Genomic DNA, 26,395 nt, shown 5'->3' with positions numbered 1-26,395 from the left:
TGAACTAAAAAAAGCTTATCATATCCTTTCTACTGACATTACAGATCAAGACCACAATTATAGAAATTTGCAAAAATACATGAACGAATATAAAAGTGAGCTTGATAAATTCAAGGTGTACGACTATCAGCAAACGCTAAGCATGATAGACAAGCAAGGTTTAGCACAAGTAATGGAACAAGGAAAAATTAATAACTTATAGAATTTCCGTACTTTGTTGTAAGCTGGCCTTGAACTTTTCTTGCCCACTAAGTCTAACGATTCTTGATGCTTGCTTCTGCAAATTATTCCGAATAAATTCTTGTCTAAAAGCAAGTCTGGCGATCTTCATTTGCTTAAGATGAAGTTCAGAATAAACGCTATAACCATTCGGCTCTCTCGGTGCAGGTGAAAGATACCCCCACTCTTCATATAGTCGTACAGTATTGGGATGAACACTAGAAAGTTTCGCAATTTCACTAGTTCTCATATAGATACCACCTTATTAAGAGGATTTAATTGTAATAATTACGACTTTGCGAAATACACACAAGTTTAAGAAAATGCACACAAGTTTGCGAAAATATACACAAGTTTGCGAAAATACACACAAGTTTGCAAAAATACACACAAGTTTGCGAAAATACACACAAGTTTGCGAAAATACACACAAGTTTAAGAAAATGCACACAAGTTTGCAAAAATATACACAAGTTTGCGAAAATGCACACAAGTTTGCAAAAATACACACAAGTTTGCAAAAATGCACACAAGTTTGCAAAAATGCACACAAGTTTGCGAAAATACACACAAGTTTTGCGAAATACACTCAAGTTCATCTTTTAACCTGCATTATTCATAACTTGATTTTTTATAAGTGTTTCTCCTATTAAATTGCTAAAAACGAATGATAGTCAGGGAAATTTATTTTTTTATGACTAAATAAGTTTGGATGCCAGTTAAATTTTCACTTAAAATTGCCCTTGTTTCATTAGTATTGCATAAACATATTTCCGAAATGTCAAGTGGTTATTCGAAATATTTCTAAAAACAGAAAAAACTCCTTATAATTAGGTTTGGTAGCTCTGTCCAAATCCCAAAAAATAAGGAGCAATCACATGGACAAGAATACCACAAAATCTACAATTAGTGAACTAATTAAACTGATTAATGAACGAACATTTTTAGAGTTAAGCAACGTCATGGATATCGATAAGTATGTCAAAAAGCTGACGGCTTACCGATTCTTTCAACTCATGATCATGGCACAAATTTATGAAATTAAAAGTTTAACAAGTGTTTCGAAACAAACGAAAGATAAGCAAGACATGAAACGACAATTAGCGTTTGAAAGTATCAGTACGTCTCAATTGTCTCGAAAATTAAGTCAATTACCATCTGTACTATTCGAGAATACTTTCTTATATTTAACAAATAAAATCCAACTGAAAATGTCTTATTCGTCACCACTTATTCGTCATATTACCCGATTAAAAGTGATTGATTCAACGACAATGAGCATGTGTCTTAGCCAATATCCTTGGGCGACATTTCGAAAGACGAAAGCAGGTGTTCGACTACATGCGAGAGTCGTTGTTACCAAAGATGATACGATACCTGATCGAGCGAAGTTATTACCAGCGATCCATTCGGACCGCTCACAAATGGACGAATTAATCGATACTGATTTAGACACCATTTACTTATTTGATCGAGGTTACATCGACTATAAGCAATTTGAAAAGCTTTGTCTTTCGGAAACACAATTTTTGACACGGCTCAAAAAGAATGCTGAAATCGAAGTCCTTTCAGAACAAGTTCCTGATCCAGATCAGCTTATTTTTAAAGACCAAGATGTCTATTTAGGTAACGACGTATCTGGAACGAAAATGGGTCAGCCACTACGATTAATTGAAACAGAAGACGCTGAAGGCAACAGCGTTACGATTGTAACAAATTGTTTTGGGCTATCCGCCAAAGAAATTGGTGATCTCTATCGTTATCGCTGGAAAATAGAAACGTTTTTCAAATGGATGAAACAACATTTAAAACTAAAAACGTTTTATGGTAAAAGTCAAAATGCGGTTTACAATCAAATCTGGATTGCCTTAATTACTTACTGTTTAACCGTTTTAATCCAACATAATACGGGTCACAGTGGCCAGCTTCTCGATGTCAAAAAAACGTTGGAGAATCTGTTGTTCGAAAGTTACGAGACGTTTGTCAAAACATTGTTTCGCCCACCTACACGCACTTCGAAAGGCCGACGGAAATATGATTTTGAACACGAATTTCGCATCCTTATGAAACAATACATCGAAGGCGAGGTGGATCACTTAGATACACTTGATTTTGACCCATTGTTTGTTTAATAAATAATTATATTCCAAATTGTGGATAAGAGCTACTCTTCGTTCACTGTTCACTTTTTTTAATTTAAAAACAAAATGAATATGGTAAATTTTAACTTCAAGTAACTTAAGAGTAATTTATTGATTTGACAAGTGAACAACACTTTTATGCAACGCTAATGGTTGACTTAACATCTATTTATTGATAGTTTTCTCGTGCTTGATCGATATCTGCTTTTATTTCATCTACTAAACTCGCAGGTGATAATACTCTGACATGGAGGGCATATTGCAAGGCCCATTTTCTCATTGCTATTTCATTTACGGTAACTCTGGCAGTGACTTCTTCTTCAGCATGATCAGAAAAACTTATATTTTCTGTCCCAAACCAATCGATAAATTCATTGAGAAAATTTTTATGAAATCTTAAACGAACGGAAGTAGATTCTCCTGTAAACATATATATATGTTCTTCCATATGTTTGGACAGATCTAGCCCATGTTCCAGCCCCTTTACTTCTCTCATTGGCTTCCTTGTTTCTGAAAGTATTTTAAGATTCGTAATCCGATCAACTCGATAGTGGGAGATAGTGTCGTATCGATCATTGTTGCAGATTAGGTAATAGCGCCCATTTGTCGCAACCATTTGATAGGGGTTTATTGTATATTCTCTAGCTTCTCCATCACGATTTGTTTGGGACTGTAAAACTAAATTTGATTTCTCATCAACTGTGTATTTATTGTATCTAAAAGAAACTTTCTTAGAATGAGTTATCGCTTCATCTAGAATTTCGATATTATTAAACAACTCATGATTAACAGGTCCATTACTAGACGCAGTCCGTATATGATTTATTCTCGAATTAAAATGCTTGCTCGATAGATTTTCCAATTTCTCAATTAACTCTTTACGTTGACGACTAGGAATTTGTTTGGAAAAAAGGATACTGTCGATAATAAGGCGAAGTTCGCCATAGGTAAAATCATGAACATAGCCAAAGTCAGAAAGTACTTCCAATTCATCTTCTTTGTTTGAATCTTTAGTTTTAATCTTCCGCGTTTTTGTACGATATAAAATTTCATTCGCATCGGCTCGTTCACTATATCTAATCAGTTTTTCTATATTATTTTTAACCGTTTTTCTACTCACAGTAGTATTATATTCTGTTTTCAATATTTCCCTTATTTCTTTCTGAGCTAATCTATGATCTTCATCTGTATGTTTATGTAATATTTTCAATAAATCTAGTATGAGTATTTTTTCAGCACTGTACATTTAGGTCACCATCCAGTGTTTAATATTTAATGTTCTGTTCTTAGTTATGGAGAGAGAAAGATAGAAGATTATGACTTAAGCACGGCCGCTTTAGGAATTGCTCGAATCTTAAGTTAGCTGAGCACTGTGTTTTGATCATAATCTTCCTTGTTTTCTCTACTATTACTCTAGTACTTTATCTTTCAATCCTTTTATTATTCAGCTAAAGCTTTTTTAATTAGTTCGCGATAAGATGTGTAATCATTGTCGTCGATTTGTGTGTTGGTATTACTATAATGAGGTACTCTGACTATCTTAGTATTTGGTCCAAATTCTTCTATAAGTTTATCTTTATATGTTTTTGAATTTAATTTAGAATAACTAATCCCGCCTACTGCAGCTATTATAGGATCTTTACATCCTAAGAGTTTAAGCTCATCTATTAATCCATTAATTTGAATCTCCATAAAATCTTTATTATTCAATAAAGTTTTTAAGTAGTCTGAGTTCGATTTACTATCAGCTACAGGAGCAAGAGTACCGTCCTCTTGGAATTTTATTAAGTCAGTCATATAAGCTCCCCATAGTATGGTATCCTGATAGCCGTATTTCTGACGACGATCTCCAGAATATCCCTTCACATTACCCTTCCTATCAAATTCTTCATGAAAGCAATGAAAATCTACGTCTTTTAGTTTTTCATTTACACCAATAAACTCTTCAATGGTTTCTTCTCTTTGACCAAAGTTTAGAGCAACTAACACAGCCTTGTTATGCAGTTCCAATTTGTCTAGGTCTGCTTGACTTTTGACATTATTAAACCTTTTTACAACATTGTTTAATAAGTATCCTCGGCCATTTAGATCATAGCGGAACTCTCCATCTTCTTTAAAATCCCATACAGCCCAACTCCCAGCCTTACCATACTTTTCTTTGATTTGATTATATACTTCTAATCTCATAAGTATCTCTCCTTTTTTATTGTTGTTATAGTTCCACCAAAGCCGAACACTTTTATATTTATGCAAAACCTTTTGTATTAATCGGGTGGCAATCCCTTGATTTTGATAAACATTTAGCACAAGAATATCTTGAATATAGATAATCGTTAATCCATCACCAACAACTCGAATTAATCCGACTAATTCTTCACCATTCCAGGCGGTTATAACCTCTAGTGATTGGCTAATTGCGTTTTGAAGAACCTTTAAATTTTGTGTGTAAGCATACCATTCGACATCGTTATATAATCTTTCTAACCTTGTTTACTTTACTACTTTGTTTTTCAATCCTTTTATTATTCAGCTAAGCTTTTTTAATAAGTTCGCGATAAGATGTGTAATCATTGTCGTCGATTTGTGTGTTGGTATTACTATAATGAGGTACTCTGACTATCTTAGTATTTGGTCCAAATTCTTCTATAAGTTTATCTTTATATGTTTTTGAATTTAATTTAGAATAACTAATCCCGCCTACTGCAGCTATTATAGGAGCTTTACATCCTAAGAGTTTAAGCTCGTCTATTAATCCATTAATTTGAATCTCCATGAAATCTTTATTATTCAATAAAGTTTTTAAGTCGTCTGAGTCCGATTTACTGCCAGGTCGATATAACTGTATTTTCTACCCCTCTCGACTTGGCATAAATCATGACTCGGATAATATAGTGTATCAACATTTACTATAGGTGCAATTAAATTAAAAATTATGATCGATTTATTTGTAAGCATTTTGAATTTCTCTTCCAAGTCTGAATAGCTCTTTAACAGCTTCTTGAGATATGTTTGGAGTTCTGAATTCATAATATAGACTGTCTGAATAGTATGATATTAAAGCTTCTCCATCAATATCAATACCATCCATTAATACATGTCCATTGAGACCATTATAGGCAATTTTGGTAATCTTGCCTCCACCAGGAAGTTCTTTGACATAAGAAAATTTGTGCCATTTCTCTTCTGGGTACGAATCAACCAGCTTAGCCCCACTTGGAATCCCAGGTGGAACAGGGAAGTCTTCGACTACAGGCTTAGGCTCAGGCTTAGGTTCAGGCTTAGGCTTAGGCTCAGGTTTAGGTTCAGGTTTAGGTTCAGGTTTAGGTTCAGGTTTAGGTTCAGGTTTAGGATCAGATGGCTTATTAGAAGCTCCACCAGTGTTGTTTTTTGGTGCTTGGGCAACTGGTTGTTCAACAATTGGTTCTTCTTTTTCAGCAATTACCGTTAATTCTTGGGTTGCTTTGTTGTTACTATTATTCGCAAAGCTAGCTACAAGATTAAGAGCATATTCACCTTCTTTGTCTAAATCAAAGCCTTCTGGATACTTAAACTCAAATTCTAGTTCGTCATCTTCTTCAAATGTGAAGTTTTGCAGAACCATTTTTTCGAAATTTTCATTAGATAGACCGACATCAACAGTATACTGAGTCTTACCTTCAAGAACTAATTCTCGGCTATCTTCGACAATTACCGTTAATTCTTTGGTTGTTTTATTGTCATGATTATCAGCAAATTTAGCTACGAGTGTAAGGTCATATTCTCCCTCTTCATTTAAATCAAATTCTTCTGGATACTCTAATTCAAATTCTAATTCGTCACCTGCTTCAACTTCATCAGGAGTGAAGGTTTCAATAATCATCTCTTCAAAGTCCTCTTTAGATGAGCCAAATTCAACAGTGAATTCAGTTTCACCAGCAAGAATTAACTCTCTAGTATCTTCAATCGTTACAGTCAGCTTTAAATCTAGATCTTTCGTTTTAACTTCATGATTCGTTTTGCCAATCAATGTCGTATCAATTTCTGGTACAATATCCTCAACGTTAACTATTATTTCTGATTCAGGACCAATTTCAAATGTATATTGTTCTTCCAGTTCTTCCTTATATTCGAGTGTTAAATCAACTTCAATCGGCTCAAGTTGAGCTTCAACTTTTCCTTTATTTGTAACGATCAGTAGTACCGCAATGATTGCAATTAAGAGAATAGCGCTTATTAGTGATCCGATAACAACTTTTTGTTTTTTGGTTAGTTCTTTGAGTCTTTTCATGTAAATTCCTCCTAAATTAATTTTTTCTATGAAACTATATCTAACTAATATGTAGGTCTGTCTATCTATTAACATCAATTATTTGATCGCCAGATAATTCTAGCTTCAGTTTATCCGGTAATAGTCATAACTCCCCAACTCCCCGTCATCAAGTAAGTAATATAAGAGTATACCGAGATCTTCAACGTCACCCCATTCCGGCATTTTCCATAGTATTTTAACCTTAGGTCCATCAACTTCTATAATTGAATCCGTATCAAAACTTTGACTTACAAAGGCAATGGTTTCCTTTGTCGTCCAGTCTCCTTTTAATTCAATGATGGCTTCATATTCATAACCTACAGCAAAGCCATTTTTATCGAGGTAACCTTTGAATTCACTCCCCTTTTTCCGACCATTATTTTTTGGTGAATAGTCATTTTTCATCGTATGCCTCCAAAATTAATTTTTATATTTTTCAGCAAGTAGAATTTAACGCCAAGCAACCTTAATCTAAATCAATCTCTGGAAATCTATCGATAAGCTCAAGTTTAAGTTCATCATTAAACTCAATACCATAAGAATTAAACGCTCTTATTAACTCGTCCTTCTCGGTAATTTTCCCAGAAATCATTCGCGCCATTCCAATGAAAAGAAAAATCCTCTCCTTTGTATCTTCAGGTACCTTTAAATATTTCTTTTCCATTCACAATCCCCCATTTTTATAAGACTTATTTATTGATGAATTACTCTTTGTCAATTACTATTCGTTTCTTATATGTATAGGTATTCCATAATTCACCTAATTGGTTCTTACTTTTATTTATCTCTGTAAGTTAATCATATAATAAGTCATGTACAAAAAATGTACCATTACATCATTGGGATCATTCTTCTTAATGATATACTAGTTGCTATAACTTCCATATTTACTATCCTTAAGATATAAAATAGAGAAGTTTCTTTTTCATAGGGCCTCTTTGTTTATAGATTAACTCACACCCTGATCAAAATTACCCATTTCTTATTCTTCAGTATTTTACTTCTTATATATACATTAACACGGGGTATGTGTCAAAAGTTACTCATGTTTTGGTTTTTATAAAATTTCATTCGATTGTTCCCATATCTATTTTGACGGTGTTTAACACAGAAGATCTTAAAGAGTTGTGATTCTCTTCTTTTTTTGCTACACATCTTTTGCCATCAATCTTCCTTGAGAATTTAGTAACCTAAGTTCGAGTCGGCAGCAAAACTAAATTGGAAGTTCGATCTAGATTCATAGAATGGTCCAATTACAAATTCACCTTCTTAGCATTCTCCCCTTGCATACAATTCTGCCATGTCTATATTTTCTGGCGAGTTGTCTACTGTATGATGAGTCTTCTCTTTTCTTTTTTCAATTGAAGCATATTTTTCCTCCTCGTATATTATGTTTAGGCGTTATTTTATTAATGATTTTTATGTTCGCGGGCTCATTTGTTAAATCTGGAGACTGTAAGGTGATACTTTTAATGATTTCAGCTCTTAGCTTGCCTGATAGATAAAGTTTAATCACTCGTTCTTTAAACGTTTTAGTAAATATTCAACATTATCTTTTTGGCATGTTTTTCTCTGCTACGAGCAATTGATCACTTAATATTAGGTTGCCTAAAGGAAGCTGTCCAACTTAGTTTAATCGATCCTGGTCTAAATCTATCCCAGGAAATCTACTGATAAGCTCAAGTTTAAGTTCATCATTAAACTCGATATCGTATAAATTAAATGTCTCTATTAACTCGTCTTTTGTTGCAAGTTTTCCATAAACCTGTCGCGCAATTCAAATGGAGAGAAACACTCTTTTCTTTACATCTTCAGGTGTTTTTAGAAAATTCTTTTCCATTTACAATCCCCCTTACTTTTGAGTCCTTATTTTTTTCGTCAATAAAAAATTGACAGATCCTATTTAAAGCATATATGTATAGCTCCACTCTAGCATGCATCAATTTAATTCTTGATTTTATTTTTTATCTAAATTGATTGCACGATAAGCTATTGTGCGAAAAGTTCTCATCGGATTTCTTAGGTTGCGTAAGTTTAATGATAAACTGGTTACTTTAACTTTTTTATTAAAGATTCGAATAACATGATGAAGAAAACTGCCTTTTGCCTTGGACATTCTTGTCTATCAATTTACTTTCATCATCTGCGAAGCTATCTTTATTATTTCTTTCTTACATCTATAATAACAATCCCTATGGGTAATTATGTTTCCATGTATTTTTTTAATATAATTTCGTTTGTAAACGGAAATAATAGGTTACTCATTCATTTAAAGTAGTTGTTATGTAGCGGTTAAAAAGAGCTATAATTATTATAGCAAAAAAATATAGAAAATAATATATTTACCAATTTTTTATCATTTACTCGGTTAAAAACATTCCACAACTAATTATAGTATTTTGGTACAGGATATTTTAGCTTATTAAGAAGCTAGTTCTGACCCCACACTTTCTTTTGAATAGCTTTCAAGAAAAGTTTACAGATCATAGCTACAGCATAATTAAATATTTCATCAGGTATCGTTGTTTTGTCTACCTGCTTATCTAAAAGAGCTAATGCTCTTTATTACCATAATCAATGGTCTGTAAACTACCCATAAAAGTGTGTGCGTTAGATGAAAAGCTCACACAATATTGGTATACTTTAGTCAGTAATAAAGAATGAATCAGAGGATAAATTATAAAAAAGAGGTGTAAAAATGAATATAATTGATTTTGCTAAAACATATTACTGTCTGTATTTTAAAAACAATAACGGTGAAGAACAAATGTATTTACAAAAGGACATTACTCCAGATTCTATGCGGTCTCAAATACATTTATTTGAGCGCGAAGAAACTCTATTAAACTGGATTAAACAAGAACAAGAAATTCAAGCTCTTAATGAACGCTGGGGTACCTATAAGCTGTATGACAGACTTTATCCGAAAAAAATATACATAACAGAATTTTCAACAATAATGAAAGAAAAAGAAGAAATAGATAGCGTTACGGTCATCGATAAGAATGGTGTACGTCGACTATATTTTCGCGATGATCTTGCCCCTGATTTTAATACATTCCCTATCTCTAATAAAAAGCTATATTCTAAAGAACCTATCTATATTATCAATCGACAAAAAAAATTAGATAATCAAATCGTCTTACAGAAAGACTCTTACTTTGTTGTTTACCCAGAGATAGCAACACCGCTATTCTCAATGGAAATATTAGACTGGGCTGAGGACCTGATAAGCAGAAAACCCAATCAAGGATATAAAATTGAAAAAACTAATCTCTACGACATATATATGCGAACAACATTAGAAGAAAAAGATCCAGGCTTTTTTATCCTTTCTAATGAAGAAGCGCCACATTATATATTGAGAAAAGATGATTTACAAAAAATCGTTGAAGGTACATGGAACAATTAATAATCATTTAAAAAAGACTCGAATGTTTTTACGAGTCTTTTTGTTTAGGCTTTTAACCTGCATTAATCAGTTATTAATAGTTTTCTTATATTCTGTAACCGACAAGGAATCAACAGTTTTTCCTAATCGTTCAATGGTAAATTCCTTCTTCCTTTTTAACCTTCGAATATAAACCTGAATATTTGCATCTTCATCCTTTTTTAAATACTCGGGCGGTGTATATTTTAGTAAAAACTCAGTACTTATATCAAAGTATATGTACTCTCCATCAATTTTTTCTTTGATGTAAAATCTAATCAGATCAAGATTCTTTAAATCGGATGATTTTATTGTGAAAAATGTATTCACATCGAATTTTTTAGGTTCATCATAAAGTTTACTTGATACCGTTTTTAATCCTTCATGTGCAATCTTATATTGTTCTTCTTTCTCGTGATCTTCTTCTTTTTTGTTTATCTTTCGTTTTATTCTAGATATGAGCTCGGTTCCCCATCCGGAATTAGTAAATAAAAAAACAATGATAGCCACAAGAAGCGCTATAAACACACCTTCACCTATATTAATCAAAGATTCAACTATTCTAAAAAGTACTGCTGAATGACCAATCAAATCTTTCACCTCCCATCTCTTCCTATTATCAAATCAATCTCAACCTTTAAAAATTAAGTGTGGGCATTTGAACCTCATCTATTTATATCTGATACTGAAAAATGATATTCTGACTTTTACGACTATTAATCCATCCGTTGTCTTGTCAGATTATTTAAATATACGCTTCTGAGCAGCCCAGTTCTTCTTCTGTTACTACGCAACTAGCCCATTCTGAAGCTTCAATGCCCGAATTTGTAAAATTATCGATAGCAGTGACAAATTGCTTAACTGCCTCGGGTGATCGTGTATTTAAGACCTTATCAATTAAGTCTAGTATTCCCTCAGGCTTATGTTCAGCTTCAGCTAACACTCTCAGGAACCACTTATGAAACGGCAAAAGCATTTCGTTATATGCTAATAAGGCTCGTCCTCCATAAAGAACAATGTTGGATACAGCCATATTAATCAAATAAGTATTTTCACTTTCTACGCCTTGATGATAGTACCATTGCCATTCTGATGCTAGTATAGTTTCATGGACACATCTAAGTTAAATTATATACAATGAATTTAAGGAGGATGTGTCACAATGAATCAAAGAAAACATGGTCATCGGTATAACGATGACTTCAAAAAAATGTTGGTTGATCTTTATCATTCTGGAAGTTCTGTAAAGGATTTAAGCAGCGAGTATGGCGTTTCTGAAGTCACTATTTATAAATGGATCAAGGACTTTACTCCAGTTGAAGGTGTTGATGGCAAAGAAGTGACACCTAAAGAAGTCGATGCCATTCAAAAAGAAAACCTTCGCTTAAAACAGGAGCTTGAAATCTTAAAAAAGGCTATGGCCATATTCGCAAGAAAGTAAACAACAGTGAACTGACAGAGTTTATTTCAGAACATAAAGATGACTATCCTATCGCTACAATGTGTCAAGCGCTTGATATACCAAGGTCTACCTATTATGAATCACTAACTAAAACAGAATCAAATCGTGATCGTGAAAACCGTGAATATACTGATAAAATTAGACACATTCATGAAGAGAGTAAAAAACGCTACGGTGCACCTAAGATTCACAAGGCGTTAGAAAAACAAGGCTATTCAATTAGTTTAAAACGCGTTCAACGCCTGATGAGAAAGGCTGGGATTAAGTCCATCACTGTAAAGAAATTTCGACCAACCGCTAGTAAGTAAGAAGTTGCAGAAAGAGAAAATATCATCAACAGGGATTTTTCCACGACAACGGTTAACGAGAAATGGGTTGGCGATATCACCTATATTCATACGCTTCGTCATGGCTGGTGCTATCTTGCATCTGTATTAGATTTGCACACTAAGAAAGTGATTAGTTACTCTTTTTCGCGATCAATGACAACAGAGATGGTAAAAAAAGCTTTAGAGAATGCTTATGTTACACAGAAACCCGATGATGGTGTCATCTTTCATTCAGATTTGGGCTCGCAGTACACGAGTGATGACTTTGCAGAAATGATACAAGACTACAAAATGACACATTCCTTTAGTCGCAAGGGCAGTCCTTATGACAACGCTTGTATTGAATCCTTTCACGCCATTTTAAAGAAAGAAGAAGTCAATCACGTCCAATACTTAGACTTTAACGCTGCAAAAGTAGAGTTATTTAAATATATTGAAGGCTGGTACAATCGCAAAAGAATACATGGCAGTATTGGCTATCTTACCCCACAAGAGCTGGAAGATTTAACACTTAATCAGGCAGTCTAACCGCACAAGCTAGAATAGGAACATGGCTTTACGTGGAGAGGCGGGCATGATAGCCTCTTATGGCAAGCCAACGATATTTTAATTGAGCTGGCTCCCTGGCTTAAAATCCATGCCCGTAGAGGCTCCATGTCAAGCCTTCATGAGTAAATTGTAATATATTTCGATGCACAATAAAAATTAACTTATTTGTGTCCAAGATATTGACTTAGATCCATGATTTAGGTAATAATTATGATGAAAGTAAACTAGTCGATAAAGTTAATTATGCCAATTGTGAGTATGTTTTTAATTGTTGTCATAACAATAATAAATCTATAGATAGGAGCGTAGAAAATGGGAATTCAATTTAATGAAGCAATGAAAAGTTTTAAGATCGATGCGAAAGATACGAGCTATATTATTTCAATTGTCGATGACGAGCAATTTTTAGGACATGTTTATTTCGGTGAAAAAATTCCGGATCAGGATATGAATCATTTATTAAGGCTTGAGGAAAATCCATTTGTCCCTTCTAAAAACAATCGGGATCGTGGTACTTTTATGGATAGTTTCCCCAATGAATACTCGTCGCATGGTTTAGGGGATTATCGAGAAAGCTCAATTAGTGTGATGACTCAATCTGGTACGAGTACTGTTGGTGTTAATTATCAGTCGCACGTGATTTATCCAGGGAAGCCTAAGTTAGAAGGACTGCCAGCAACATTTGGTGATGAAGAGGATTGTACAACTTTAGAAATAACTTGTGTTGATCAACATTTAAATTTGGAAGTTGTTTTGGTTTATACGGCCTTTGAGAATCTAGATGTGATCACGAGAAGTGTTAGAGTAACAAACCGAGCAAAAGAAAGCATTCAGCTTCGAAAAGTTTTATCAGCTTGTGTAGACTTTGATCGAAATGATTTAGATATGATTACGCTTCATGGTTCATGGGCAAGAGAACGCCACGTCTCAAGAAGAAAAGTAGAATTAGGCAAGCAAGGTATTTCCTCTCTCAGAGGTCAGTCCGGTCATCAAGTCAATCCGTTTCTTGCAGTGATGGATCAAACGGCTACAGAAGATAATGGTGAAGTGTATGGCTTTAACTTCGTCTACTCAGGAAACTTCCTTGCTCAAGCGGAAGGCTGTCAGTTTGATACGACAAGAGTAGTAATGGGAATTAACCCAGAAGATTTTTCTTGGGAACTCGATCCTGAAGCTACATTTACCGCACCTGAGGTAGTGATGGTTTATTCCAATGAGGGAATCGGTAAAATGTCTCGAACGTTCCATGATTTATATCGAACACATCTAATCCGTGGCAAGTATAAAAATAAGAAACGCCCAATTTTAATTAACAACTGGGAAGCGACTTATTTTGATTTTGATACAGAAAAGCTTTTAGATATCGCAAAAGAGGCATCGCATCTAGGGATTGAAATGCTTGTAATGGATGATGGTTGGTTTGGTAATAGAAGTAGTGACAATATGGCTTTAGGAGACTGGGTCGTTAATGAAGATAAAATCAAAGGTGGCCTAAAGAATTTAGTCGATGAAGTTAACAAGCTTGGTATGAAGTTCGGGATATGGTTTGAACCGGAAATGATTTCGCCAGATTCAGATTTGTACCGTGCACACCCGGATTGGTGTATCCATATTGAAGGTCGAGAAGGCGTGTTAAGTCGTAATCAATATGTATTAGATTTTTCAAGACAAGAAGTGAGAGATTATATTTATGAAAGTTTAAGCGAAATTTTATCTAGCGCGAATATTGAGTATGTTAAGTGGGATATGAACCGCCAGCTTACAGACGTTGCAAACAGTGTCCTACCTGCAAGTCAGCAACGAGAAATTTGGCATCGATATGTACTTGGCGTTTACGACATGATGGATCGATTAACAACTGATTTCCCACATATCTTACTTGAAAATTGCTCTGGTGGGGGCGCAAGATTTGATCCAGGTATGCTTTACTATAGTCCACAAATTTGGACGTCAGACGATACCGACGCAATTGAAAGATTAAAAATTCAGCATGGTACATCACTGGTGTATCCAGTCTCTTCAATTGGTGCACATGTTAGCGATGTGCCAAATCATACGGTTGGAAGAATCACACCTTTTGAAACACGTGGCTTTGTTGCTCTTTCAGGAACCTTTGGCTATGAATTAGATGTAACGAAAATCCCACAAGAAGATCGTGATATGATTCCAAAGCAGGTGGAAATGTATCATAAATACAATGATCTGATTCGTGAAGGAGACTTATATCGAATTGGTAATGTGTTTGAAAATCCTGAATATAATTGTGTCGAATATGTTGCTAAAGATAAAAGTGAAGTTTTAGTCACTTATGTACAAGTGCTTTCAAGACCAAATCATCGTAGCAGAAGAATTCGCCTTAAAGGACTTGACAAAGATAGCTATTATCGTAATCAAGAAACAAATGCAGTTCATTCTGGTGCAGCATTGATGAATGGTGGAATTTTAATTGAAGATATGTATGGAGATTTCAAAGGAAAGTTAATTCACTTTATTAAAGAGTAATTTTTTTATAAGAGTAACTGTAATATAATTAAGGGATGGCTCCGATTGGATGCTGTCCCTTTTTTATCTGATTTCCGACAGAAGACTCCTACTTCAATCGACTCGTAAGGGCGATATGAATATCTTTCATTTCAATGTATAGTATATTCCTTGATGACTAAGGATTGAAAACGGTATAATTAGATTGTCATTTCTGTTATTGATGATAAACATTATAGATTTATTAGGGGGATTCACTTTTGTCGATTGCGATTATTACACTTATTGTATTAATCATAATTAATGCTTTTTTTGCAGCATCAGAGCTTGCTTTTGTTAACTTGAACGAAAACTAAATTAAACGGAAGGCAGAATTAGGGGATAAAAATGCTTTGAAAATCGATCAGCTGATTTCAAACTCTAGTCACTTTCTAAGTACGATTCAAATCGGTATTACATTAGCTGGCTTTTTATCAAGTGCATTTGCAGCCGATTTCTTTGCCACACCATTGTCAGAGATGTTGTTTGATCTGGGTGTTCCGATTCCGTTGGGAACATTGAACACAATTTCAGTTGTTGTGATTACGATTGTGTTGTCTTATTTTACGTTAGTTTTTGGTGAGCTTGTGCCAAAACAGTTAGCACTTAAGAAAGCAGAGACTATTGCAAAGTTTGCTGTTGGGCCGATCTCGTTGTTAGCTAAAATTTGTTCGCCAATTGTTAAGTTTTTAACATTTTCAATTCATCTTATCTTACGCCTACTACGTGTCGATCCGAATGACGTATCTGAATTAACAACAGAAGAAGATATTCGGTTAATGATCGATATTAGTGGAAAAAGTGGCACGATCAATAAAAGTGAACAAACGATGATTGATAATGTATTTGAATTTGATGACAAACTTGTTTCCGATATTATGAAAATTTAAAGGTTCTTATTTTTATTGAAAAAATATTTAAAGCCGTTGAAATTTTACTTCGAGTAAAAATCCAACGGCTTCTTTATTTCAGCGGCGGGTTTTGCCCCTGCCTTTTTTGTTATTTAGTGCGTGATGGTTTGAATCGCTTAAGTCTCAATGCGTTTGCAAGTACTGAAACAGAACTAAGGCTCATCGCTGCTCCAGCAATCATTGGGCTTAGTAATGGTCCATCAAAGATATAAAAGATTCCCATCGCAAATGGAATACCCAATACGTTATAAGCAAATGCCCAAAATAGGTTTTCTTTAATATTACGAATTGTTGCTTTACTTAATTCAATCGAGCTTGGGACATCTAATAAGTCACTTCTCATTAAGACAATATCTGCTGATTCAATCGCGACATCTGTACCCGTTCCAATCGCAATTCCAATATCTGCTTGGGCAAGTGCTGGTGCATCATTAATTCCATCACCTACCATCGCTACTTTCTTTCCTTCAGCTTGAAGCTTCTTAACTTCATTTGTTTTGTCTTCAGGTAAAACTTCACTTAAAACACGATCAATCCCAACTTGTTTGGCTATTGCATCTGCTGTTCGTGCGTTATCGCCCGTAATCATGCCTACCTCTATACCCATTTCATGAAGTTTTTCAATTGCTTTAGCACTGTTTTCTTTAACTGTATCCGCTACTGCGATAATCCCTGCAATTTTTCGATCGATCGCGATATACATCGGTGTCTTCCCATCATCTGCTAAGCGATCTGATTGCACATTAAGATTGTCTAACGTAATACCTCGATCAACCATTAACTTTTTATTACCAGCTAACAGTTGCTTACCATCGATCGTTACTTCGATGCCGTGTCCAGGAATAGCCGAGAAATCTTCGACATTCATAAATGTTAAGGCTCTTTTCTCCGCTTCTTCAACAATCGCTTCACCTAATGGGTGTTCAGAACCTTTTTCAGCTGAGGCTGTTAACATTAATAATTCCTCTTCATTGATGCCTTCTGCTGTGATAATATCAGTTACAACTGGTTTACCTTCTGTAATCGTACCTGTTTTATCAAAAACTACCATATCAATTTTATGTGTTGTTTCAAGTGCAGCGCCACCTTTGATTAACACACCATGTTCTGCACCTTTTCCAGTACCGACCATAATCGCAGTAGGTGTTGCTAAGCCAAGGGCACACGGACAAGCAATGACTAAAACAGATATTGCTATCGTTAAAGCAAAAATGCCTGACTCTCCAGATATATACCAACCTAAGCCAGAAATAATGGCAAGGCCAATCACGATCGGAACAAAGTAACCAGAAATAATATCTGCCATTTTAGCAATCGGTGCTTTTGATCCTTGTGCGTCTTCAACCAATTGAATAATTTGTGCTAAGGCAGTATCATTACCTACCTTATCAGCCTTATATTTAACCGTTCCATTATTGTTAAAGCTTCCCCCAACCAATGAATCGCCAATATTCTTTTCAACAGGAATACTTTCACCTGTAAGCATGGACTCATCGACTGATGTTCGGCCTTCTACAATCGTACCATCGACTGGAATTTTTTCACCTGGTTTAACAATTATTAAATCACCGACAACAACTTGATCGATGCCAATTTCTACTTCATCACCATCACGAATGACTGTTGCTGTTTTAGGTGCTAAATCCATTAATTTTTCAATCGCCTCTGATGTTTTCCCTTTAGAACGGGATTCCAAATATTTACCCAAAGTAATTAAGGTTAAAATGACTGCTGCTGATTCATAATATAGCTCATGCGCGTAAGTTGTATCACCGTTCCATATTAAAATGGTTGCAGATAAACTATAAATAAATGCTGCACTCGTTCCTAAGGCGATGAGAGAATCCATATTTGGATGACCTCTAAACAATGCTTTAAAGCCACCTGTATAGTAGCTTAATCCTAAGAGCATGACTGGGACAGTGAGTACTAATTGGGTTAGTGCAAAATTTAATGAATTGAGGTCCGGATCAATGATTGATGGTACAGGCAAGCCAATCATCGGTCCCATAGAAATATAGAATAATGGAATCGTAAATATGGCTGATAACCAAAATCGTCGCCAAATTGAGTTTAATTGATTTAGTTTTTTTTGCTTTGCATCACTGTATGAGTTGTCTGTTGAATCGAGTTCAACATTAGCTTGATAACCAGCTTTTTCGACCGCCAAAATAATTTGTTCAGTAGAAAGCACTGTCTCATCAAACTCGACAGTCAATTTTTCTGTTGCTAAATTTACTTCAGCATGCTTAACTGCCTCAAGATTTGCCACTGACTTTTCAACCGTTTGAGCACACGATGCACAGGTCATTCCTGAAATTAATAACGTTTGCTTCTTTGTTGCTGTCTTCACCTGATAACCTGCTCGGCTAACCGCTTCTTCAATTTCTTCAGTCGATAAAACTGCTTCATCATAGTTCACTGTTAATTTCTCTGTTGCTAAATTGACTTGAGCTGTTTCAACACCAGGGAGTTTACTTGCTGTTTTTTCAACTGTTTGTGCACAAGAGGCACAGGTCATTCCTTCAACAGTAAATGTTTTATTTTGCATTATACGTCCCCCTCTCGTGTTATTTTGCTACTTCAGCTTGATAACCGACTTCCTTAACTGCATTTGCTATAGCTTCAGGGCTTTGTATCATTTCATCAAATTTTACACTAGCAGTTGCTTTTTTTAAGTTCACCTTTGCCTTTTCTACACCTTCAAGCTCAGTTAATGCCGTTTGAACACGATTTAAACAATGATTACAACTCATTCCAGTTATATTAAGTTTAATTTTTTTCATTATGATTCTCCTCACTTTTCTTTAATCGTTCTACAGTGACATTGGCCTGGCAAACAATTACACGGCACAACATCAACTGCTTCGTCACGTTTTTTATTTAAAATTCTTGTAATGCTTTCTATATCATCATGACTTAAAGGGACTTGACTTAGTAAATAAGCAATCATACCACCTTTTTGCCGATTACAAACATTTTCAAACAAATCTTTCAGCATATGTTTAACAAAATCTGCTTCGTTCACATCAGTTGAGTAAAGATATCTTTTACCGCTACGTTCTACTTGTAACATATCTTTCTTAACTAACCGACCAATAAATGTTTTAGTTGTCGCTGGTTTCCAAGCTTTCTTTTGCTCTAATACATCAATGATTTCTTTACTAGTCACTTGATTATTCGCCCATACAACGCGCATAACTTCCCATTCAGAGTCTGATATTTTTATCTCATGATCGACAGTCATATACCTTCCCTCTTTTCTAAATATAATACAGTTCGTTTACACTTGTAATCGTTGATCTAATTTAAGTTTACACTTGTAATCAGTTAATGTCAATCTTTATTTGTAAAATTAGTTTATTAATAAGGTTGAATATCTTTCCTTGTGATATAATCTTTTTGAGGTGAGGAAAATGAAATTATCCAGTTTAATTAGTAATGGAATGGTTATTCAACGGAACAAACCATTAACTATTTCGGGTGAAGCGACAGCTAACGAAAAAATTGAAGTTACATTTTTAAATAAAACATACACAACTGTCGCAGCTGAAAATGGTAAGTGGTCAGTTACACTTGATCCTGCTGAAGCAGGCGGACCTCATCAACTAAAAATAGTTGGAACTGAAGAAATACATATTGATGATATTTTAGTTGGTGATGTTTGGGTACTTGGTGGTCAATCAAATATGGAGCTGCCTGTAAATCGCACACTTGATTTATTTGCCGAAGAAATGAAAGCGGTTAATAATCCTGAAATTAGACATTTCAGTGTGCCTCAAGTATATAATTTCCATCAGCCTAAAGAAATGCTTGCTGGTGGCGAATGGAAAAAGGCTACTCCTGAAGATGTATTGAACTTTAGTGCAATTGGTTACTTCTTTGCCGCAGAAATTTACCGAAAGCATCGTGTGCCTATTGGACTTATTGCAACAGCAGTTGGTGGAACTCCGATAGAAGCTTGGATGCGTGAGGAAACTTTAAGAGAAGTCGGAGGCTATGACGAGATTCTTGATAAAAGTAAAGATGATCAATATATTAAAGACACGATTGAGATGGAAGAAAAACGTGAGCAAGACTGGCATCAAAATCTTAATCAACAAGATCAAGGAATGGTTGAAAAGTGGTATCACCCAGATACTGATACAAGCACTTGGGAATCATTTGATGTACCTAACTCATGGGCAGACACAGAATTAGAGCCAATTAGAGGAGCAGTTTGGTATCAGAAGACTTTTAATCTACCAGAAGATTTTAAAGATCAAGAAACAACGCTAAGTTTAGGTACTTTAATAGATGCTGATCATACTTATCTTAATGGTGAGCTAGTTGGACATACAGGATATAAATATCCACCTAGACGCTATCCAGTACCTAAAGGAATTTTAAAGCCAGGTAAAAACACAGTAACAGTAAGACTAGTTAGCACTGAATCTACTGGTGGATTTGTGAAGGATATGCCATACGAACTGATTACGAGTGAAGGTCATATACCTCTAACTGGAACATGGAAATATAAGGTTGGAGCTATCACAGAAGGACTTAAACCAAAAACATTCTTCCAATACTTCCCTAGAGGATTGTATAACGAGATGATTGCATCGATTTCTGATTTTCCAATGACTGGTGTACTTTGGTACCAAGGTGAATCAAACATAGCTCGTCCTGATGGTTATCATAAACTATTTGAAAGAATGGTTCAGGACTGGCGTGACACTTGGCAAATTGGTGACTTCCCATTCCTATTCGTACAGCTAGCTAATTTAGAAACTGGTGAAGATGATAACGAAAGCTACTGGGCTAAATTACGAAATGAACAATTAAAATCATTACAAGTGAAAAATACGGCAATGGCTGTATCATTTGATGTTGGAGAAGCCAATGACCTTCACCCTCAAGATAAGAAAACCGTTGGTGAACGTCTTGCAAAATGTGCAAATGTTTTAGCATATGGAAAAAATATCGAATATATGGGACCGCTTTATCAGTCACACCAGGTGGTCGGTAATGAAATTGAAATTACCTTTAATCATGTTGGGGCTGGATTAACAGTCAAAGGCGATCAATTAAATGGTTTTGTTATTTCAGGACAAGATAACATTTTCAAACCAGCTCAAGCTGAGATTAGAGACAATAAAGTTATCGTTAAACATCCAGAAATCACAAATCCTAAGCATGTTCGCTATGGTTGGTCAGATAACCCGGAAAATGCTAACCTTTATAACAAAGATAACTTACCAGCATCACCATTTACAACAGAATAACTAAAACAAAACCTTCATTCAGAGTAAAGCCTACCTGAATGAAGGTTTGTTTATTTATGACCGTTGATTATCTTTTTTTTGCGCAATCGAGCATACTTACAACTCTTGTCCATTTGTTTCAATTACTTTTTTGTACCAATAAAACGATGCTTTTTTCTTCCGCTCCATTGTTCCTGATCCATCATCGTGTTTATCAACATAAATGTAGCCATAACGTTTTGAATATTCACCTGTTGAAGCACTGACTAAATCAATGCAGCCCCAGCTCGTGTAGCCCATTACCTCTACTCCATCTGCAATGGCTTCTCGGATGGCAATAATATGTTCACGTAGGTAATCAATTCGGTAATCATCTTGAATCGTCCCATCCTTTTCAACTTTGTCAAAGGCGCCAAGACCATTTTCAACAACAAAGAGTGGAATGCGATAACGATCATATAGATTTTTAAGTGAAATACGAAGTCCAACAGGATCAATTTCCCATCCCCAATCACTTGCCTTTAAATGTGGGTTCTTAACACCTGTAATGATGTTTCCACTTGACTTCTCCATTCCTGAATAATCTGCTGTTTCAGTTCGTGACATATAGTAACTCAGTGCTAAATAATCAACAGGATACTTTTTGATTAACTCAAGATCTCCTGGCTCCATCTCTACATTTATATCATGCTTCTTAAAATAGCGATGAATAAAGCTTGGATATTCACCTCTAACATGAACATCTGCACAAAAATAGTTAAAGAGCTGCTCTTTCTCAAGTGCATCTAATACGTTGTTTGGATGACAATCATACGGATAAACAGGAGTATAAATAATCATACAGCCAATTTTCGAATCAGGGATAAGCTCGTGTCCGATTTTAGTCGCTATACTACTTGCAACAAATTGATGATGAAAACCTTGGAAAACGGCTTGTTCATTTGCTTTTTCATCTTCTAGTCTTGAGAAGCCTAAGCTCATAATCGGCATGACGAGCGCACTATTAATTTCATTAAATGTCATCCAATACTTAACTTTATCTTTATATGCTGTAAAAATAGCAGTTACATACCGCTCGAAAAACTTAATTACCTTACGATTACGCCATCCACCGTACTCAGTAACTAAATGAAGTGGCATTTCATAATGTGAAATCGTGACAACTGGTTCAATATTATGTTTGATCAGTTCATCAAAGACACGATGGTAGAAATCGATTCCTTCTTGATTTGGTTCTGTCTCATCACCATTAGGAAAAATACGTGACCAAGCAATCGACAAACGAAATGCTTTAAAGCCCATTTCCGCAAACAGGGCAATATCTTCTTTGTATCGATGGTAAAAATCAATTGCTTCATGATTTGGATAACGATATTTTTCAGTATCCATCTTGAAGTCAAAACCAGGTTCTGTCAAAATCTTAAGTCGAATTTTCCCTCCTGGCAAAACATCAGCAATATTCGGTCCCTTACCACCTTCATTTGATGCTCCTTCGATTTGGTTTGCAGCTGTTGCACCTCCCCAGAGAAAACCATCTGGAAACTGTTGCTGACTTGTCATATTATCATTCATCCCCTTTCGCAAACTATGATTTAGCTAGCTTTCTAAATCTAAAATTGGCTCACCTATTTGTGTTAGACCTTTTTTAATTTGTACAATCGATTGATATTCATTGCTATTTGTTACGACAACTGGCGTTACAATATCATATCCTGCCTGTTTAATCTCATCAATATTAAATTCGATTAGAAGTTGACCTTTTGTAACTTGATCACCTTGGCTGACATGTGCTTTAAAATGCTGTCCATTTAGTTGAACCGTATCAATACCAATATGAATTAACAATTCAGCACCATGCTCTGTTTCAATTCCAATGGCATGATTAGTTCCAAACAAAGCTGAAACTTTTCCGTTGACAGGTGAAACTAATCTCCCTTCACTAGGAATAATCGCGACTCCTTTTCCTAATGCACCTGAAGCAAACGCATCATCGGAAGTCTCAGATAATTCAAGCACCTCTCCTTTTAAAGGTGATTCAATCAATTCACTTTGAATACCTTCAGCATTTGTTGCTTGAGTAGGTTGTTCAACGGATTCTTCATTTTGCTTATTAATTCCACCGAAGAAATAAGTTAAGACGAAAGCTAAAACTGTCGCAACGACAACAGCAATGACTGAACCCATAAAGGCTGTATTTAAGCCTTCCTCTGGATGGACAAAACTCGGCCACTGGAATACACCTAATCCAGCAAATTCATGACCGACAGTTCCAAATAGACCGATAATCGCACCACCAACTGCAGATGAAATCAACGTGTAAGTAAACGGACGTTTTAATGGTAAAGCAAGACCGTACATACCTGGTTCAGTTACACCAAATATAGCTGAAAGGAATGCTGGGAAACTTAGTGATTTTATTTTTTCACTTCTTGTTCGAATCCAAATTGCTAAAATTGCACCTGCTAGTGCAAATGAGTGTGCAAAGATTAATGCTAGAATTGGGTCCCAACCTTGACTAGCAAAGTTATTTAACGCAACTGGAACAAGTCCCCAATGTAAACCAAACATAACAAATACAAGCCATAAACCACCTAAGAAGGCACCAGCTATAATTGGGCTTAGTCCATAGAGCCAAGTTGTTCCTTGTCCGAGCAGTTGACTTGCCCATGTTGCAACCGGTCCTATCACGATAAAGGTAAGTGGAATAATGATCAACATCGTCAATAACGGAACAACAAATGTTTTAATGACATTAGGAATGACCTTTGCCAGACCATTTTCTAGTTTAGCAGCGAAATAGTTCGCAATAATAATTGGAATTACCGACATAGCATAAGTCATTAAAATAACCGGAATTCCTAAGAACTCTAGATGGACTGCTGATTCAAATAAAGTCCCTGAAAAAAGCATATATGACGGTTCACTTGCTGCAAATCCGCCAAGTGATGGATCAAGCGTTGGATAGACTAATGCACTTGCAATTACCATCCCTAGAAATGGGGAACCACCGAATTTCCTCATTGAAGTATAACCTAGGAAAATCGGTAAGAAGTAAAATAATCCATCTCCAATGGCATTAAAAATTGCGTAAGTACCACTTTCAGCATTAAGTACATCTAGTGCGACAAAAAGTGCCAAGAAACCTTTAATCATACCTGAAGCGACAAGAACTGCTAGAATCGGTTGGAAAATACCTGAGATTATCTCAATAAATTGATTAAATAGACTACCTTTTTCTCCACTGTCTTGTTGACTTTGACCAGTAGACTCAAACCCACCTACAGAGCTGACTGCCTTGTAGACCTCAGGCACATGATTACCAATAACAACTTGATATTGACCACCACTTTGTCGAACTGTAACGATCTCGTCATGATTCTTTAAGTATTCTGTATTTGCCTTCGATTCATCTTTTAACTTAAAACGAAGACGAGTAATACAGTGAATCACACTTTGAACGTTTTCTTTACCACCGACATTTTCAATAATGTCCTTTGCTAAATCTTCGTACTTCATTTGATTACCTCCTAGTCAATAATGATTTTTTACAATAGCTGAAATGAGACTGAAATACACAATTTAATTGAAAAATAATGCATAAACAACCCACAACATAATAAGTAGTGTTCTCAATCTTACTCAGCTTATGCTAAAAAACTGTAACCAACCTTTTTAGGTATAGATGAATAAAGTCATTATTGAAGTTTTTTAACATGATTCATCAGATTTTATATTCCCTTAAAAATCAAACTTACTCTAAAGAACTAAAAAAAACTCACATATTTTAGATCCAAAGTTTTGAATCATCAATATGTGAGTTTTCATTATTAAAATCATATGTTATAAAAAAGCCATTAACGCTGTCGCTATTGAAAAATAAATAATTAAACCAACAATATCATTGACTGTTGTAATAAATGGACCTGAAGCAATTGCTGGATCGAAGTTCAGCTTATTGATTACTAACGGAATGACAAAGCCTACAACTGTCGAAATCGTTAGCGTACATAGTAAAGATACGCCTACGATAACCGCTAAGAGCCAGTTTTGATAAATAATTGAGATTAATATAATAATTGCAATCATCGAAATTAATCCAAGATAGAAGCCCGCTGTTAATTCTCGTTTGATTAATCGAATAAAACCGTCTCGTTTAATATTACCAAGAGCAAGTCCTCGAACGGCGACAGTTAATGATTGAGTACCAACATTACCTGCCGAATCCATGATCATTGGAATAAAGACAGATAAGAGCACAACTGACTCTAAAGTTTCTTCAAAATAACCAATGACGCCACCTGTGAGCAAGCCAAGAAAAGTCAATGTAACAATCCAAGGTGCGCGCTTTTTGGCTGTTTCAATACCTGTTAGATCTATATCTGTTGAGCCTGAAGCAGCAGAAATATCTTCGAAATCTTCTGTTGTCTCTTCTTCTAATATATCCATAATATCATCCACTGTAATAATTCCTAGTAAATGATTTTGTCTCGATACTACTGGAACTGCAAGAAAGTCATACTTTTTAATAATTTTCCCAACGTCTTCTTGATCCATATCCTCTGGAACTGAGATTACTTTTGTACTCATAATCGACTCAACTGTATCAGTTAGCGCAGCTGTAATCAGATCCCGTAGCGAGACAACGCCAACAAGCTTTTGCTCTTCATCAATGACATACAAGTAATAAACTATCTCTGCACTTACTGCCTTATCACGTAGCTTTTCATGAACCTCAGCCACTGTATCAGTTAAAGAAATATATATTAAATCTGTTGTCATAATTGAGCCAGCTGTTTCATCAGCATATGACATTAAACGCTTTACTTTCCTTGATCTGTTAGGCTCCATCAGTGATAGAATTTCTTCAGCTTGTTCAGGATCAATTTCAGTTAAAAACATCGCCACATCATCTGTAAACATCTCATTAAACATTTCTGTTGAATAATTAATATCCATTTCACGATAGATCTTTTCTTGATCTTCTATTTCTAATCCAGTAAAAATAATCGCCATTTCTTTAGAAGATAAGTAGTAATATGCAAGTTTTCTCTGTTCTTCATTAAATGCATAAAAAATATCTACTTGATCTTGTGAATGTAATGATAAATAAAGAGAGCGAAAGGTTTTTAAATCTTTTTGATCCAAGCGATTGATGATTCGATTTTTAAATCTCTCTTTCTTTTGATCTTGTAAACGGTGCATATTCATTCCTCCTAAGTTAAGAGTCCGCCCTTAAATTAGAAGATAATTTGTGGGCATGAACTCTAGTAATATTTAGTTTTAATAAACAGTAACACGGACTC

At 35.1% G+C, this 26,395-nt stretch carries 21 protein-coding genes and 2 pseudogenes; 7 read left to right on the top strand and 16 right to left on the bottom strand.

Annotated elements, in window-relative coordinates; translation table 11 throughout:
* Nucleotides 1–79: 79 nt before the first annotated feature.
* Nucleotides 80–202 (top strand): hypothetical protein, encoded by a 123-nt coding sequence (locus tag AXY_RS13065; protein ID WP_269447585.1) that lies wholly within the window; start codon nt 80–82, stop codon nt 200–202.
* Here the strand turns inward: AXY_RS13065 and AXY_RS02965 are convergent.
* Complete coding sequence (locus tag AXY_RS02965; protein WP_015009302.1) at nt 197–469, bottom strand: MerR family DNA-binding transcriptional regulator; 273 nt, start codon at nt 467–469, stop codon at nt 197–199. The genes AXY_RS13065 and AXY_RS02965 overlap by 6 nt on opposite strands.
* Nucleotides 470–1,097: 628 nt before the next feature.
* Between AXY_RS02965 and AXY_RS02960 the strand changes: the two genes are divergently transcribed.
* Nucleotides 1,098–2,351, top strand: a complete 1,254-nt coding sequence (locus AXY_RS02960) for an IS4 family transposase (protein WP_015009301.1) — start codon at nt 1,098–1,100, stop codon at nt 2,349–2,351.
* 178 nt (nt 2,352–2,529) lie between these two features.
* Here AXY_RS02960 and AXY_RS02955 read toward each other — a convergent pair whose 3' ends face one another.
* From AXY_RS02955 to AXY_RS02930, 7 genes and pseudogenes are all read right to left on the bottom strand, one after another.
* On the bottom strand, nt 2,530–3,606 hold the full coding sequence (locus AXY_RS02955) for a helix-turn-helix transcriptional regulator (RefSeq protein WP_015009300.1): 1,077 nt from the start codon (nt 3,604–3,606) through the stop codon (nt 2,530–2,532).
* A gap of 194 nt (nt 3,607–3,800) precedes the next feature.
* Nucleotides 3,801–4,547 carry a hypothetical protein gene (locus AXY_RS12895; protein ID WP_015009299.1) on the bottom strand — a complete coding sequence of 249 codons (747 nt, stop codon included), beginning with the start codon at nt 4,545–4,547 and terminating at the stop codon, nt 3,801–3,803.
* Between the two features lie 33 nt (nt 4,548–4,580).
* A pseudogene (locus tag AXY_RS13060) lies at nt 4,581–4,805 on the bottom strand (GNAT family N-acetyltransferase); the annotation flags it as partial.
* 85 nt (nt 4,806–4,890) lie between these two features.
* Nucleotides 4,891–5,133, bottom strand: a complete 243-nt coding sequence (locus AXY_RS02945) for a hypothetical protein (protein WP_015009298.1) — start codon at nt 5,131–5,133, stop codon at nt 4,891–4,893.
* A 168-nt stretch (nt 5,134–5,301) separates the two neighbouring features.
* The gene (locus AXY_RS12940) at nt 5,302–6,627 is read right to left on the bottom strand and encodes a hypothetical protein (RefSeq protein ID WP_015009297.1); all 1,326 of its coding nucleotides are present in this window, start codon (nt 6,625–6,627) and stop codon (nt 5,302–5,304) included.
* A gap of 105 nt (nt 6,628–6,732) precedes the next feature.
* On the bottom strand, nt 6,733–7,053 hold the full coding sequence (locus AXY_RS02935) for a hypothetical protein (protein WP_015009296.1): 321 nt from the start codon (nt 7,051–7,053) through the stop codon (nt 6,733–6,735).
* Between the two features lie 61 nt (nt 7,054–7,114).
* Nucleotides 7,115–7,312 (bottom strand): hypothetical protein, encoded by a 198-nt coding sequence (locus tag AXY_RS02930; RefSeq protein WP_015009295.1) that lies wholly within the window; start codon nt 7,310–7,312, stop codon nt 7,115–7,117.
* Nucleotides 7,313–9,346: 2,034 nt separating this feature from the next.
* On the opposite strand from AXY_RS02930, the gene AXY_RS02925 reads away from it, so the two are divergent.
* The gene (locus tag AXY_RS02925; RefSeq protein WP_015009294.1) at nt 9,347–10,060 is read left to right on the top strand and encodes a hypothetical protein; all 714 of its coding nucleotides are present in this window, start codon (nt 9,347–9,349) and stop codon (nt 10,058–10,060) included.
* Between the two features lie 66 nt (nt 10,061–10,126).
* On the opposite strand, the gene AXY_RS02920 is transcribed toward AXY_RS02925, so the two are convergent.
* Together AXY_RS02920 and AXY_RS02915 are read right to left on the bottom strand one after the other, a co-directional pair.
* The gene (locus AXY_RS02920) at nt 10,127–10,678 is read right to left on the bottom strand and encodes a hypothetical protein (RefSeq protein ID WP_155835451.1); all 552 of its coding nucleotides are present in this window, start codon (nt 10,676–10,678) and stop codon (nt 10,127–10,129) included.
* Between the two features lie 145 nt (nt 10,679–10,823).
* Nucleotides 10,824–11,111 carry a hypothetical protein gene (locus AXY_RS02915; protein ID WP_155835450.1) on the bottom strand — a complete coding sequence of 96 codons (288 nt, stop codon included), beginning with the start codon at nt 11,109–11,111 and terminating at the stop codon, nt 10,824–10,826.
* A gap of 129 nt (nt 11,112–11,240) precedes the next feature.
* On the opposite strand from AXY_RS02915, the pseudogene AXY_RS02905 reads away from it, so the two are divergent.
* From AXY_RS02905 to AXY_RS02895, 3 genes and pseudogenes are all read left to right on the top strand, one after another.
* Nucleotides 11,241–12,397, top strand: a pseudogene (locus AXY_RS02905) (IS3 family transposase).
* Nucleotides 12,398–12,730: 333 nt separating this feature from the next.
* Entirely contained in the window at nt 12,731–14,920 is a 2,190-nt protein-coding gene (locus AXY_RS02900; protein WP_015009288.1) for an alpha-galactosidase, read from the top strand.
* Between the two features lie 335 nt (nt 14,921–15,255).
* Entirely contained in the window at nt 15,256–15,828 is a 573-nt protein-coding gene (locus AXY_RS02895; RefSeq protein WP_269447591.1) for a CNNM domain-containing protein, read from the top strand.
* 109 nt (nt 15,829–15,937) lie between these two features.
* Here the strand turns inward: AXY_RS02895 and AXY_RS02890 are convergent, their stop codons facing one another.
* The 3 genes from AXY_RS02890 to AXY_RS02880 are packed head-to-tail and all read right to left on the bottom strand — an operon-like array spanning nt 15,938 to nt 19,096.
* Nucleotides 15,938–18,400 (bottom strand): heavy metal translocating P-type ATPase, encoded by a 2,463-nt coding sequence (locus AXY_RS02890; protein WP_015009286.1) that lies wholly within the window; start codon nt 18,398–18,400, stop codon nt 15,938–15,940.
* A 19-nt stretch (nt 18,401–18,419) separates the two neighbouring features.
* Entirely contained in the window at nt 18,420–18,635 is a 216-nt protein-coding gene (copZ, locus tag AXY_RS02885; RefSeq protein WP_015009285.1) for a copper chaperone CopZ, read from the bottom strand.
* 11 nt (nt 18,636–18,646) lie between these two features.
* Entirely contained in the window at nt 18,647–19,096 is a 450-nt protein-coding gene (locus AXY_RS02880; RefSeq protein WP_015009284.1) for a CopY/TcrY family copper transport repressor, read from the bottom strand.
* Between the two features lie 169 nt (nt 19,097–19,265).
* Here AXY_RS02880 and AXY_RS02875 point away from each other — a divergent pair, with 169 nt between their 5' ends.
* The gene (locus AXY_RS02875; protein WP_015009283.1) at nt 19,266–21,113 is read left to right on the top strand and encodes a sialate O-acetylesterase; all 1,848 of its coding nucleotides are present in this window, start codon (nt 19,266–19,268) and stop codon (nt 21,111–21,113) included.
* 96 nt (nt 21,114–21,209) lie between these two features.
* On the opposite strand, the gene AXY_RS02870 is transcribed toward AXY_RS02875, so the two are convergent.
* From AXY_RS02870 to mgtE, 3 genes are all read right to left on the bottom strand, one after another.
* Nucleotides 21,210–22,652, bottom strand: a complete 1,443-nt coding sequence (locus AXY_RS02870) for a glycoside hydrolase family 1 protein (protein WP_015009282.1) — start codon at nt 22,650–22,652, stop codon at nt 21,210–21,212.
* 36 nt (nt 22,653–22,688) lie between these two features.
* Entirely contained in the window at nt 22,689–24,608 is a 1,920-nt protein-coding gene (locus tag AXY_RS02865) for a beta-glucoside-specific PTS transporter subunit IIABC (RefSeq protein ID WP_015009281.1), read from the bottom strand.
* A gap of 324 nt (nt 24,609–24,932) precedes the next feature.
* Nucleotides 24,933–26,294, bottom strand: coding sequence for a magnesium transporter (gene mgtE, locus AXY_RS02860; protein WP_015009280.1), 1,362 nt, complete (start codon nt 26,292–26,294; stop codon nt 24,933–24,935).
* Nucleotides 26,295–26,395 lie beyond the last annotated feature (101 nt).

It is taken from the genome of Amphibacillus xylanus NBRC 15112, assembly GCF_000307165.1.
Lineage (GTDB): Bacteria > Bacillota > Bacilli > Bacillales > Amphibacillaceae > Amphibacillus > Amphibacillus xylanus.
This window is presented reverse-complemented; position numbering and strand designations above follow the sequence as displayed.